The organism is Paraburkholderia sp. RL17-337-BIB-A (genome assembly GCF_046025895.1).
GTDB lineage: Bacteria > Pseudomonadota > Gammaproteobacteria > Burkholderiales > Burkholderiaceae > Paraburkholderia > Paraburkholderia fungorum_C.
This window is the reverse complement of the sequence record NZ_JARESY010000001.1, coordinates 4,450,063-4,462,619: the sequence shown is the minus strand read 5'-3', so window position 1 is coordinate 4,462,619 and position 12,557 is coordinate 4,450,063. Positions and strand designations below refer to the sequence as shown.

Sequence of the window (12,557 nt, the reverse complement as noted above, 5' to 3'; positions counted from 1 at the left end):
TCAGTCGCGTTTTTTGGCGCGCGGATGCGCCTGATCGTAGACGTGCGCGAGATGCTGGAAATCGAGCGCGGTGTAGACCTGCGTGGCGGTGATGCTGGCGTGCCCGAGCAGTTCCTGCACGGCCCGCAGGTCGCCGCTCGATTGCAGCACGTGGGTGGCGAACGAATGCCGCAGCACGTGCGGGTGCACATTGGCGGGAATGCCGGCGACCAGCGCCGCGCGCTTCACACGATCACGCACGACATTCGGCGACAAGCGATTGCCGCGTGCCGAGAGAAACAGCGGATGCGGATCGTGTCTGACCATCTGGTCGCGCACCGCGAGCCACGCGTTCAAGGCGTCGATCGCTTTGCTGCCGACTGGCACGATGCGGCGCCGGTTGCCTTTGCCGAGCACTTGGACTTCGGCGGAGTCGAGCTTGAGCCAGCCCGCGGAGCGGTAGCCCTCGGCATCGGCGAAACGGGCGTCGAGGCCGACCAGTTCGGACAGCCGCAGGCCCGACGAGTAGAACAATTCGAGCATCGCGTGATCGCGCAGACCTTCGGGCGTCGCGGCGGGCGGGCTTTCCATCAGACGCGTGGCGTCGTCGACGGAAAGCGCTTTCGGCAGTGCTTTCTGCTGTTTCGGCGCCCGTACGGTGGCGACCGGATTGGCCGGCAGATCGACGCGGCCCGCGAACCAGCGGTAGAACGCTCGCCAGCACGACAGCCGATGGCTGATCGAGCGCGCCGTCAGGCCGCCGGCATGCGCCCGCGAAACCGCGCCGCGAATATCGACGGCGGTGAGGCTTTCGAGCGGCCGGCCTTTGGCCAGCAGCTTGAGCTCTTCGAGTTCGTGGGTGTAGCCGCGCAGCGTATGCGCCGACAGTCGCCGCTCATGTTCGAGATTCGACAGGTAGGCGGCGATCGGCTCGGCTTCGGTCACGGTGGCCTTATGTATGGGCTCGGCGGCTCAGCGCGGCAGCAGGCGGCTCAGCGCCGCGCTCGCCAACGCGCCGATCTGCGTCAGGAAATCGGTTGCCATGCCGTCGTGAAAGCGGCGCGCGTCGGCCGAACCCATCACCAGCAGGCCGAAGGTGGGCGCTTCTTCCTTACCTTCGGGGTCGCGCAGCGCGAGCAACGCAATCGATTCGGTGGCGTGCGCGGACTCGCCGCCCGTAGCGCCCGCGGATCCGTCGCCGCTCACGGATGCCACCGCCGGCACCAGCCACTGTGCCGCTTCGAAGCCGGTGTTCGCGCCACAGTACGGCGTGGTGAGGCTGTTCGCGAAGATTCGCACTTCCTCGCCGACATGGCGCGCGAACTCGGCCTGCGCATACGGCTCGGCGACGTCCCAAACGCGCAGCGCGGCTTGCGGCACGTCGAAAATATCGTGCAAAGCGTTCGAAATCGTGCGCGGCAGCGCGTATGGATCGCGCTCGGCCATCACGCGGATGGTCCAGCGATTGAATTTCGAGGCGATGCTGTCGTTTTCGTGACCGTAGCGCAGCAACTCGGCCAGACGCCGTTCGAGATGCTTGTTCTTGTCGCGCAGCATTTCCATCTGCCGCTCCTGCAGCGACACCGCCGCTTTGCCGTGCGGGTTCGCAAGCCGGATCGTCGCGAGCATTTCCGCGTGTTCGGCGAAAAATTCGGGGGTGGCGAGCAGATATTCGGCGACTTCGCGATCGTTCATGGTTTCGGCTAAAGGACTACGGGACGGCGCCTTCGGGCGCCGCAACGGTCATGAGTTTGGTCGGCCGGTGAAAAAGCCGCATTGTCCGGCTCTTCATCGGCTTCTTCGTTGGCTTGCTCATTGGCCTGTTCATTGGGCCTCTTCACCAGGCCATTCCTCGGCCTATTCGAGACCTCGCACAGGCCACATGTGTGGTACTTCACCGGCCGATCGATTGGCCACTGAATCGGACGTCAGACCGGCGCGAGTCACTCGGCCAGTTCGATCTCGCCTTCGAAGACGGTTGCCGCGGGGCCGGCCATGAGCAGCGGTGCACCTTCTGGTGTGCTATCCCACGTGATGGTCAGCTTGCCGCCATGCGTGTGCACCAGCACCGGCGCGTCCAGCAGCCCGCGGCGAATGCCGGCAGCGACTGCCGCGCACGCACCGGTGCCGCATGCCAGCGTTTCGCCGGCGCCGCGTTCGTAGACGCGCAGTTTGACTTCGCTACGGCCGACGATCTGCATGAAGCCCGCGTTCACTCGCTGCGGGAAGCGTGCATGCCGCTCGATCACCGGGCCTTCGACGAGAACCGGAAAATCCTCGACGTCGTCGACCACTTGCACGGCGTGCGGATTGCCCATCGACACCACTGAGATCCAGCGCGTCACGCCGTTCACATCGAGCGGCCAGAGCGTGTCAGCACCTTCACGGCGGCCTTCGAGGCCTTTGCTGGCGAACGGTACGCGCTCCGGTTCGAACACGGGCGTGCCCATATCGACCAGCACTTCGCCGTTTTCCTGCATGGTCAGCACAATGGTGCCGTTCTGCACTTGCACGCGCACGCTGTGCTTGTCGGTCAGGCCGCTGTCGCGCACGAACTTGACGAAGCAGCGCGCGCCGTTGCCGCAGTGCTCGACCTCGCCGCCGTCGCAATTGAAGATGCGATATCTGAAATCGACGCCGTCCAAAGTCGGCTTCTCGACCAGCAGTAACTGGTCGGCGCCGACGCCGAAATGCCGGTCCGCGAGCGCGCGCACCTGCGCCGGCGTCAGGTTGACCGGTTGGGTGTAGCCGTCGAGCACGACGAAGTCGTTGCCCGCGCCGTGCATTTTGGTGAATTTCAGTTTCATCGCGCTATTGTAAGTGACGCGCCAAAAGGTGGGCCGAACGCCGCTTTATTTTCGCGTTCGGGCGCTTTTTTCGAAGGCCGGTCAGTAGACGCTCGGCTCGCCTGGCGGCCGCGTCTTGAAGCGCTTGTGCACCCAATAATACTGTTCCGGTATCAGGGGAATCTGCTCCTCGAGGAAGGCGTTCATGCGGCGCGCGTCGGCCTCGTCGTTGCCGGTGGGATAGTTCTGCCATGGCTTGAACACCTTGAGACGGTAGCCTTTGTAATTCGGCAGCACTTCGCCGATAAACGGCACCACTTGCGCATGGCCGACCCCGGCGAGGCGTCCCACGGCTGTCAGCGTGCACGCAGGTACGCCGAAAAACGGCACGAACGTCGAGTTGCGCATGCCATAGTCCATGTCGGCGCCGAGCATGACCGGCTTGTGGTCGCGCAACCAGCGCAGCACGATCCGCGCACTGTCGGCGCGGCTTGCCATGTCCGCGCCAAAGCGGCCGCGCGCGGCCTTTGCAACATCGTCGAGCACCTTGTTGGACATCGGCTGATAGAGTGCGCCGCACTGTCGGCGCAGCGCGTGATTGATGAACACGGAGCCCGCCTCGATACCGACGAAATGCGCGCCAAGCAGCAGGGTGGGCGGCATGTCGGGATCCAGCAGGTCGATCTCGCTATCCACCTGTACGAGCTTTTCGAGTTTCTTCGCCGAGCCGAACCACTGGACGCTGCGCTCAACATAACTGCGAATCGCGTGGCGGAAGTGTTTCTGCGCGATCTCGGCGCGGTGCGCGGCGCTCCACTCCGGGAAACACAAGCTCAGATTGATGTGGACGATGCGCTTACGGTTGCTTGGGATCTGATAGAGCAGCCAGCCCAACCCGTCGCCCATTCGCGCAACCAGACCATAGGGCAACAACGCCAAAAATTTCAGCAGTCCAATGGCCAGGTGGGCACCAAGACGACTCAACATGCCGCCCCTCCGTGTAGGGCGTCGAGCGACGCTTTGCTCAAGAAACCTGAAGACGGGTCGAAATACAGCACGGGTGAACACTCTGTGACAATCAAAGGAAGTCGCTATAATAAGGGCTTCGCCGAGTTAATAGACAACTTGCGGGGCGAAGCTGGCGGGTGCGATCCCATGGGATACGCCCCCTGCCAGTAAGGTAATCCGCTAAAGCGTCGCCGCTTCAAGGCTCCCGAAGCTGGCTACGTGAAACTCAACCGTAACCACCAAACAGGAGTCTGCAACGTGGCAAACGACTATCTCTTCACCTCCGAATCCGTTTCCGAAGGCCATCCCGACAAAGTCGCGGATCAGATCTCGGACGCAATCCTCGACGCCATCCTGACGCAAGACAAGTACTCGCGTGTTGCAGCCGAAACGCTGTGCAACACGGGTCTGGTCGTGCTGGCCGGGGAAATCACCACCACGGCGAACGTCGATTACATTCAGGTCGCGCGCAACACGATCAAGCGTATCGGTTACGACAACACGGATTACGGCATCGACTACCGTGGCTGCGCCGTATTGGTCGCATACGACAAACAATCGCCGGATATCGCCCAGGGCGTGGACCGCGCGCACGACAACAACCTCGATCAAGGCGCCGGCGATCAAGGCCTGATGTTCGGTTACGCGTGTGAAGAAACGCCGGAACTGATGCCGCTGCCGATCCACCTGTCGCACCGTCTGGTGGAACGTCAGGCGAATCTGCGCCGCGACGGCCGTCTGCCGTGGCTGCGTCCGGATGCGAAGTCGCAGGTCACCGTGCGTTATGTCGACGGTAAGCCGCATTCCATCGACACCGTCGTGCTGTCCACACAGCATTCGCCGGACATCGATCTGGCCGTGCTGCGCGAAGCCGTGATCGAAGAAGTGATCAAGCCGACCCTGCCGGCTAACCTGATCAAGGGCGACATCAAGTTCCTCGTGAACCCGACCGGCCGGTTCGTGATCGGCGGTCCGCAAGGCGATTGCGGTTTGACGGGCCGCAAGATCATCGTCGATACATACGGCGGCGCGGCGCCGCACGGCGGCGGCGCGTTCTCGGGCAAGGATCCGTCGAAGGTCGACCGGTCGGCCGCGTATGCCGGCCGTTATGTCGCGAAGAACATCGTGGCTGCCGGTTTGGCATCGCGCTGCCTGATTCAGGTGTCGTACGCGATCGGCGTGGCTCAGCCGACTTCGGTCATGGTCAACACGTTCGGCACGGGCCGCGTGTCGGATGCAACGATCACGGAGCTGGTGCAGGAGCACTTCGACCTGCGTCCGAAGGGCATCATCCAGATGCTCGACCTGTTGCGCCCGATCTACGAGAAGAGCGCGGCCTACGGTCACTTCGGCCGCGAAGAGCCGGAATTCACGTGGGAAGCCACGGACAAGGCTCTGGCACTGGCCGAAGCAGCAGGCACCGAACCGGTCGCCGCGCTCGCGGAATAATCACGCAGTCCGCTTCAAAAAAATACCCCGCCGGCGCGAGCCGGGCGGGGTTTTTTTATTACCATCGAATACGCTGTGCGGTGGGGCGATGAGGGCGTCAACGCAGCTGCGGCGGCCGTACCCGCTGCATCCTGACGCGGAGTGGGGAGGCGTTCGAGCTGGCTCGCGGTTCGCTCTCAACGACTCGCCTGGCCGCGCATGCGCACCGCAGTCGCCTATATAGATAGTCCGTTCCGCTTTCATCGATACTGTTCGGACTGGCAGCTTGCTGCCAGTGAAGGCGGAACATGCACCCGTGGACTACGAATAAGTCGACCCAAACGCTAGACGATTGCCGAATTAGCTTCGAGTCTACGGGTGCGCTTGCGCTCGATAACGAATACTCAGGGTTCGCCGTGGCACCGGCTCACTATATTGGCTTCGCTGAACGCAAGCATGCATGTCCCTACCGGGTAATCTATCACTTGCGGAGGTTCACATGGCACCTCTATCGAACCAGCAATTCAAGGCTTTCGTCGGCATCGACTGGGCCGATACCAAACATGACATCTGCCTGCAGCAGGCCGGTGACGACAAGCGCGAGTTCGACTGCATCCCTCACCAGGTTACACGCATTGATGAATGGGCAACGGCGTTACACGAGCGCTTTGGTGGTCCCATCGCGATCGCTCTTGAGCTGGCCAGAGGGCCGATCGTCTCGGTTTTGCAGAAACATGCGTTCGTCACACTATTCCCGATCAACCCCGCCATGCTCGCGAAGTACCGTGAGGCATTCAAGCCGAGCCGGGCCAAAGACGATCCCACCGATGCTGAGCTGGCACTCGACCTGTTGCTGCGCCATCCTGAGCGGTTCAGCGCTCTCAGGCCGCAGAGCGCCGGCATGCGTTCCTTGCTGAGCCTGATCGAGCAGCGTCGTGAACTGGTCGGCGACAAGACCCGGTTCACCAACCGGCTAACCAACGCACTCAAGCAGTATTATCCTCAAACCCTGGAATGGTTCGAGGACATCGACACGGTGCTGTTTTGTGATTTCCTGACCCGCTGGCCAACCCTGCCAGCAGTCAGGCGTGCGAACAGGAAGACCCTTGAAACGTTCTTCCATGCGCACAACTGTCGCCGGGCCCAACTGATTGAGGGACGTCTGGAGTCGATCCGCTGCGCTGTGTCGCTTACTGACGATCCCGGTATCGTTGCACCTCACCGGTTGCTCGCGCTGATGCTGGTGGCGCAACTGCGCACAGCGCTCGCTGCGATCGACGTGTTCGATAAGGAAATCGCGACAGTCGCACGAACGCTGCCCGACTTCGACCTGTTTGACAGCTTGCCCGGAGCAGGTCCGCATCTGACGCCGCGCCTGCTGGCTGCATTCGGCGAGCAACGCGACCGTTTCAGGGGCGCTGATGAACTGCAGAAGTACTCCGGCATCGCGCCGGTCACCGAGCGCAGCGGCAAGAAGTGTTGGGTGCACTGGCGCTGGCAATGCCCGACATTCCTGCGCCAGACCTTTGTCGAATGGGCCGGCCAGACTATCAACAAATCGTTCTGGGCCGGCGCTTACTACCGGCAACAGCGAGCGAAGGGCAGTTCGTATCAGGCCGCTGTCAGGGCATTGGCGTTTAAGTGGATCCGCATCCTGTACCGGTGCTGGCAGACCAGAACCCCGTACGACGAGAGCACCTACCTCAACGCCTTGAGGAAGCGCGGTTCGACACTCATCAAGAACCTCGGGCTTTCGGGGTAACCCGTTTCGATGGACGGTTACGCAGTTGAATTCTGGATCGGTGGGGTTCCTCCGTTGGACGTGATGTCGCGAGTTGTCCACGGCCGGCCGGCGGGTCGCCTGTTACGACCATGACGCTGGCCGGCGGTGGGCAACTCGCCAGGCGAGCGCATGACGTTTTGTTCGACATAACCCGTTTCATAAATGAGCGGCGAGCGATACCTGAGGCCAGCATGCCAGCGATGCGGGCTGTACCAGCCCTCGAAAGGAGAGGATCGTTCGGCTGGCCTGCTCGTGCGCGTCGAACCGGGTGCGGGAGAGCAATTTCCCGCTCCAAAACCTTGACGGACTACCTCAGGGCATGATTCGGCCGCTCATTCAGCGACTCGCAAACGCAAACGCAAACGCAAACCAGCCGGTGCTGCCGCTCGTCGACATACGTCGCGGCCGGCGGCTCGTGCTTTGCGGCGCTGCTACCGGAGCAGTCTGCTTGGCGGTAAGGCGCAGTGGCGTCGGTTTGCGCAGCAGCGTGCGCAGCGAAAAGCGCCGCGAATTGCCTTGCAGGCGCAGTGCGGAGAAAAACGTATGGAACCACGTGCGAATGCCGTCGACCGCTTTGGCTTCACGCCATTGTTCGCCTAATGCGCGAGTGCGGGTGGCATGGTGACGCAGCGCGCGCACGAGATGGCGACGCGCCGGACGCGCCGCTTTCAACGCGGCGCGGGTAAGACGGGTGCTCAGAAGAGTATGCATGGCTTCACAGGTTGGCAACGTGTCGCGCGACGGAGTGTGCGCCAGAAGGAGCACCAAATGTGCCAATGGCGGTGCCGCGAAGGACGACGCGAGAGCCCGGAATTCGACTGATAAGAACACGGAGGACGGCGGAGTCGGCCACAGCGGCCTGCGTGCGCCGCAAAAGTGCGGGAAGAGCGATCAACATGCGTGAAAGGCTACACGTGATTCGTGACGTCAGAAAGTCCGTTTTTACCCTGCGAATACGGGTTTTTACGGGTAAGACGTGAGGTGCACGCTCGCAAGGTCGCGCCCTTTGCGGTCGATTATCGTGCGAGCGTGCCCTCACAGCGTGCTTTGCAAATCGGCTTTCGCATGAAAGTAGTGCGTAAGGCTGCGGCTTCGCGCAAGGCGAAACAGCGCGCAGTCCGATCGCGCCCGTTTTACAATCGAGCATCAGCTAGCCGACTGTAACGGAACACCATGTCACTTCATTCGAAGAAAGAGCAGATTCACACGTTGCGAGAGCAGGGTTTTGTCGTCGTGCCCGGATTGGTGTCGCCCGAGCGTTGCGGCGAACTGAAGCAGATTGCGGAGCGCCAGTTGCAGGAAGCGGCCGCGCCGATCGAGTTCGAAGCAGATCTGCAGTATCCCGGCGCGCCGGAATCCAAACATGCTCCGGGTGGCCACACGGTTCGCCGCTTGCTGGATGCGTACGGCCGTCATCCGAGTTTTGCGCAATGGGCGACCGCGCCGGAAATTCGCGGCTGGATGGAGTTGTACTTCGGTGAAGAGCCGCGCTTATCGCGCGCGCATCACAATTGCATGATGACCAAGCACCCTGCGTATGGCAGCCTGACGGGCTGGCATCGGGACGTGAGGTACTGGTCATTCGAGCGTGACGACCTGGTATCGGTGTGGGTCGCAGTAGGGTCGGAGACGGTCGATAACGGCGCGTTGTGGTTTGTGCCGAAGTCGCACGGCGCTGCCTTCACTTCCGAGCGCTTCGACGAGGCCAGGTTTTTCCGTTCCGATCTGGAAGAGAATCAGGCCTTGATTCGCACCGCCGTTTCGCCCGAGCTCAAGGCCGGGGACGTGGTGTTCTTTCACTGCAACACGCTGCATTCAGCTGGCAAGAACCTCAGCGATCAGGTGAAATTTTCTTTGGTGTTCACCTATCACGGGGTGAGCAATGTGCCGCTGCCGGGATCCCGCTCGGCGGCCAAGCCGGAAATTGCCTTTTAGGTTTTTTGCCTGGCGCGGCGCGAATGTTTGTTGGTTTCGCGCCGCGTAGGCGTCAACGCTCTACCGCTTGCGTCCTGAAACAACCACCCCGGTCAGGCCGGCAATCGTGGCGATAACGCCGCCCACGATCAGCATGATCGCCTTGTTGGTCGGCGATCCGGTAAACACGCGAGACACTTCGCTGCTAACCGAGTTGAACGCCTGCCCACCGAAATACAACAACACGATACCGCCGACAACCAGCGCGATTGAAATCGCCTTCGTCATGAATCCCCCCTTCGATAAGCCTTGATCGGTCAAAGTGTAGGGGAGCTGCAAGCTATCGTCCATCTTGCATACTGTGGGCGTCTGCAGGTATCACGTCGATTGGCTACCATAGCGGTCTAGCGTCACTCATACCTAAACGTAGAACCGGCACGCCTCTCGCAGCATGTGATCTTCTCCCGCCCGCAACCGCCGGGCGACCTCACCATCAAGGACACTAGCAATGGCTTACGAAGCAGCTTCAGAACGCTATTCGGACATGCAATACCGCGTCTGCGGCAAATCGGGTCTCAAACTGCCGGCGCTGTCGCTGGGCCTGTGGCACAACTTCGGCGACACCACGCCGATCTCCACGCAGCGCGATATCCTGCGCACGGCCTTCGATCTGGGCATCACTCACTTCGACCTCGCCAACAACTACGGTCCCCCGTACGGCAGCGCCGAAACCAACTTTGGCCGTCTCTTCAAAGATGACTTCAAACCGTATCGCGACGAACTGCTGATCTCGTCGAAGGCAGGTTGGGACATGTGGCCGGGTCCTTATGGCCAGGGCGGCGGCTCGCGCAAGTACGTGCTCGCGAGTCTCGATCAGAGCCTGCAGCGCATGGGTCTCGATTACGTCGATATTTTCTATTCGCATCGCTTTGATGCCGATACGCCGCTCGAAGAAACCGCCGGTGCATTGGCGAGTGCCGTGCAGCAAGGTAAGGCGTTGTACATCGGTATTTCGTCGTACTCGGCAACCAAGACGCTCGAAATGGCCAGGCTGCTCGCCGAGTACAAGGTGCCGCTTCTGATCCATCAGCCGGCGTACAACATGCTCAACCGCTGGATCGAACGCGAACTGCTGGATGCGCTCGAGAAGGTCGGCGCAGGGGCGATCGCGTTCACGCCGCTCGCGCAGGGCTTGCTCACCGGCAAGTATCTGAATGGCGTGCCGGAAGACGCGCGCGTCAACAAGCCGGGCGGCGGTTCGTTGAAGCAGGAGCATCTGAGCCCGCAAAACATCGAGCACGTGCGCAAGCTCAATGACATCGCGCAGCGTCGCGGACAAAGCCTTGCGCAAATGGCGCTCGCATGGGCGCTGCGTGATCCGCGGGTGACGTCCGTGCTGATCGGCGCGAGCCGCGCGGAGCAAGTGCGCGAGAACGTCGGTGCGTTGAAGAATCTCGCGTTCTCGAAGGAAGAGCTGGCGGAGATCGACCGCTATGCAACTGAAGGTGGCGTCAACCTGTGGGAAAAGCCTTCGACCGATCAGGCGATCTGACCGCGTAGCGTTTCAGTCGCGGGAATTTCGTCGTAGCAATAGCAAAGCCGCCCGCTGGGGCGGCTTTTTAATCAAGGCATTCAGGTACACGTGTTTCCCGCGCAGCCAGCGAAACGACTGCGTTCAGTCGACCGGACTATCCGGATCGAAGTATCCCCGAAGCGTCCAGGCCGTCTTCGCCGGACCCCGCTACACCAGCGCAGGCAAGCCTTCGACCAGCACGACCGCGAACACCACGCCGATCAGCGCGCCTAGCACGCGTAGCGCGTTGTGACGCAACTCCGTCTTGCAGGGAAGCGCGCCGACAAACAGCGCGCCGGCCAGCGCCATCGGGATGACCAGGATGAAATCGCCAATCGTGAAGTAGGTCGTCATACTCGTCTCCTTATCTAGTACCGGCGCGGGCAGCGGCTCTATTTCTGGAGTCATGCACCGCCAACGCCTGAATCGAGTATAGGCGACGGTTAGATCAACATAACAACGGCTTGCCGCGCTGCAGCGCGTCTTCGCAGACTGCTCAACCCAATGCCGCAAGGGCCGCGGCGATTGACGCGCCGCAGCAAAAGCGTCGTAAAAAATGAAGTGGTTGCTTACATGGGCCTTACTTTTTAAGCCAATTTGATGCGCGGCGGATTGTTCTCGTCTGCTGCGACGCGCGTCTTTTTAGGCCTCGCTCCGAGCCGCGTCCGAGCCCGGTTTCCCGAAACCGGTCAGCGGCATGCCTTCATCCTGCGGTCTCTTCGCGTCGACGTAAGCGCACAGCCGCAACGATGCCGACGACGAGCAGCACGCCCACCAGTCCCGCGACACCGTTCCAGCCATAACCAGCCCACACGTGGCCGCCATAGGAACCGACCACGCTGGAGCCGATGTAATACGCGAGCAGATACAGCGCGGCCGCCTGTCCCTTGGCTTCTTTCGCGAGGCGTCCGACCCAGCCGCTCGCCACCGAATGTCCGGCGAAAAAGCCGAACGTCAAGCAGGCAATGCCGGTTGCAATTGCCGCGATCGGATGGAGCATCGTGATGGCGAGTCCGAGCGCCATCAGCAGCAAGCTGCCGATCAGCACGCGTGCCCGGCCGAACGTATCGGCCATGCGGCCCGACCACGGCGAGGCGATCACGCCCGTCAGATAGACGACGAAAATCGCGCCGATCTCTGTTTGGCTCAACAGGTAGGGCGGCGCAAGCAGCCGGTAACCGATGTAGTTGTACAGCGTGACGAAGCTGCCCATCAGCACGAAGCCGAGCAGAAACAGCAGGGGCAACCCGGGCCGCGTGAATTGCTTCAGCAACGCGGCGTGGTGATGTGCAAAGCCGAGTCCGCGACGCGGCACGAAATGGCGCGACGGTGGCAGCAGCGCGCGAAACGCGAGCATGGAGAGAATGCCGAGCACGCCGATCGTGCCGATTGCCACGCGCCACGAAAACAGATCCGCGACGACGCCGGTAATCACCCGCCCCGCCATCCCGCCGATCGCCGTCCCGCCGACGTACAGTCCCATCGCCAGACCGAGCCCATCGGGGTGCACTTCCTCCGCGAGGTACGCCATCGCGACGGCGGGCACGCCGCCCAGCGCGAGGCCTTCGAGCGTGCGCAACACGAGCAATTGATGCCACTGCGGCGCGATCGAGACGCCGATCGTCAATAGCGCCGACAGCGTGAGCGATGCAGTCATTAGCTTATGGCGGCTCCAGCCTTCCGAGACGAAGCCGGCCACGAATATGGCGAGCGCGAGCGCGGCGGTCGTCACCGAGAGCGACAGGCTGCTTTGTGCCGGCGTTACGCTGAACGCCGTAGAGAACGCAGGCAGCAACGGCTGTACGCAATACAGCAGCGAGAAGGTGGCGTAGCCGGCGAATAGCAACGCGATGCTGGCGCGCCAATAGGCGCGCGTGCCTCGTTCGAGATAGGGGGTGTCGGCGATGTCAGGCACAGTGGCGGAGGGGGAAGTAGCGGGTGGAGCGGGAACAGCCGAAGTAGCAGTCCGGTGGGATTCCGGCGATGCGGTCACGAAAAAATCTCCTGGGAACGCGAGGTGGTCGAAGGCGTTAAGGATACTTTGAAAAGGTCGGGGGAGTGGGCGCGACACGCCACGGGGCGGTGC

The 12,557-nt window shown here is 62.0% G+C and carries 12 protein-coding genes; 4 read left to right on the top strand and 8 right to left on the bottom strand.

The window, feature by feature from the left end; all coding sequences use genetic code 11:
- The 4 genes from xerC to P0D84_RS19900 form a co-directional block, all read right to left on the bottom strand.
- A complete protein-coding gene (gene xerC, locus P0D84_RS19915) occupies window positions 1-924 on the bottom strand; it encodes a tyrosine recombinase XerC (protein ID WP_408339177.1) in 924 nt (307 codons plus the stop codon).
- Window positions 925-951: 27 nt separating this feature from the next.
- A complete protein-coding gene (locus tag P0D84_RS19910) occupies window positions 952-1,674 on the bottom strand; it encodes a DUF484 family protein (protein ID WP_408339176.1) in 723 nt (240 codons plus the stop codon).
- A gap of 248 nt (window positions 1,675-1,922) precedes the next feature.
- A complete protein-coding gene (gene dapF, locus P0D84_RS19905; protein ID WP_408339174.1) occupies window positions 1,923-2,786 on the bottom strand; it encodes a diaminopimelate epimerase in 864 nt (287 codons plus the stop codon).
- A gap of 81 nt (window positions 2,787-2,867) precedes the next feature.
- The gene (locus tag P0D84_RS19900; protein WP_408339172.1) at window positions 2,868-3,752 is read right to left on the bottom strand and encodes a lipid A biosynthesis lauroyl acyltransferase; all 885 of its coding nucleotides are present in this window, start codon (window positions 3,750-3,752) and stop codon (window positions 2,868-2,870) included.
- A 279-nt stretch (window positions 3,753-4,031) separates the two neighbouring features.
- Between P0D84_RS19900 and metK the strand changes: the two genes are divergently transcribed.
- The gene (metK, locus tag P0D84_RS19895; protein ID WP_408339170.1) at window positions 4,032-5,222 is read left to right on the top strand and encodes a methionine adenosyltransferase; all 1,191 of its coding nucleotides are present in this window, start codon (window positions 4,032-4,034) and stop codon (window positions 5,220-5,222) included.
- Window positions 5,223-5,700: 478 nt separating this feature from the next.
- Entirely contained in the window at window positions 5,701-6,963 is a 1,263-nt protein-coding gene (locus P0D84_RS19890) for an IS110 family RNA-guided transposase (RefSeq protein ID WP_408339169.1), read from the top strand.
- Window positions 6,964-7,320: 357 nt separating this feature from the next.
- Here P0D84_RS19890 and P0D84_RS19885 read toward each other — a convergent pair whose 3' ends face one another.
- Entirely contained in the window at window positions 7,321-7,695 is a 375-nt protein-coding gene (locus P0D84_RS19885; protein ID WP_408339167.1) for a hypothetical protein, read from the bottom strand.
- A 462-nt stretch (window positions 7,696-8,157) separates the two neighbouring features.
- On the opposite strand from P0D84_RS19885, the gene P0D84_RS19880 reads away from it, so the two are divergent.
- Complete coding sequence (locus P0D84_RS19880; protein ID WP_408339165.1) at window positions 8,158-8,919, top strand: phytanoyl-CoA dioxygenase family protein; 762 nt, start codon at window positions 8,158-8,160, stop codon at window positions 8,917-8,919.
- Window positions 8,920-8,979: 60 nt separating this feature from the next.
- On the opposite strand, the gene P0D84_RS19875 is transcribed toward P0D84_RS19880, so the two are convergent.
- Complete coding sequence (locus P0D84_RS19875; RefSeq protein WP_408339163.1) at window positions 8,980-9,186, bottom strand: DUF3185 family protein; 207 nt, start codon at window positions 9,184-9,186, stop codon at window positions 8,980-8,982.
- A 220-nt stretch (window positions 9,187-9,406) separates the two neighbouring features.
- Between P0D84_RS19875 and mgrA the strand changes: the two genes are divergently transcribed.
- On the top strand, window positions 9,407-10,450 hold the full coding sequence (gene mgrA / locus P0D84_RS19870; protein WP_408339161.1) for an L-glyceraldehyde 3-phosphate reductase: 1,044 nt from the start codon (window positions 9,407-9,409) through the stop codon (window positions 10,448-10,450).
- A gap of 189 nt (window positions 10,451-10,639) precedes the next feature.
- On the opposite strand, the gene P0D84_RS19865 is transcribed toward mgrA, so the two are convergent.
- Window positions 10,640-10,825, bottom strand: coding sequence for a hypothetical protein (locus P0D84_RS19865; RefSeq protein WP_120297341.1), 186 nt, complete (start codon window positions 10,823-10,825; stop codon window positions 10,640-10,642).
- Window positions 10,826-11,174: 349 nt separating this feature from the next.
- The gene (locus P0D84_RS19860) at window positions 11,175-12,464 is read right to left on the bottom strand and encodes an MFS transporter (protein ID WP_408339158.1); all 1,290 of its coding nucleotides are present in this window, start codon (window positions 12,462-12,464) and stop codon (window positions 11,175-11,177) included.
- Window positions 12,465-12,557 lie beyond the last annotated feature (93 nt).

Excerpts from the sequence above, each read along its gene's own strand:
- P0D84_RS19885 (WP_408339167.1), bottom strand. The coding sequence starts at position 7,695 with ATGCATACTCTTCTGAGCACCCGTCTTACCCGCGCCGCGTTGAAAGCG.
- P0D84_RS19890 (WP_408339169.1), top strand. The coding sequence starts at position 5,701 with ATGGCACCTCTATCGAACCAGCAATTCAAGGCTTTCGTCGGCATCGAC.
- P0D84_RS19875 (WP_408339163.1), bottom strand. The coding sequence starts at position 9,186 with ATGACGAAGGCGATTTCAATCGCGCTGGTTGTCGGCGGTATCGTGTTG.
- P0D84_RS19865 (WP_120297341.1), bottom strand. The coding sequence starts at position 10,825 with ATGACGACCTACTTCACGATTGGCGATTTCATCCTGGTCATCCCGATG.
- mgrA (WP_408339161.1), top strand. The coding sequence starts at position 9,407 with ATGGCTTACGAAGCAGCTTCAGAACGCTATTCGGACATGCAATACCGC.
- P0D84_RS19910 (WP_408339176.1), bottom strand. The coding sequence starts at position 1,674 with ATGAACGATCGCGAAGTCGCCGAATATCTGCTCGCCACCCCCGAATTT.
- P0D84_RS19880 (WP_408339165.1), top strand. The coding sequence starts at position 8,158 with ATGTCACTTCATTCGAAGAAAGAGCAGATTCACACGTTGCGAGAGCAG.
- dapF (WP_408339174.1), bottom strand. The coding sequence starts at position 2,786 with ATGAAACTGAAATTCACCAAAATGCACGGCGCGGGCAACGACTTCGTC.
- P0D84_RS19900 (WP_408339172.1), bottom strand. The coding sequence starts at position 3,752 with ATGTTGAGTCGTCTTGGTGCCCACCTGGCCATTGGACTGCTGAAATTT.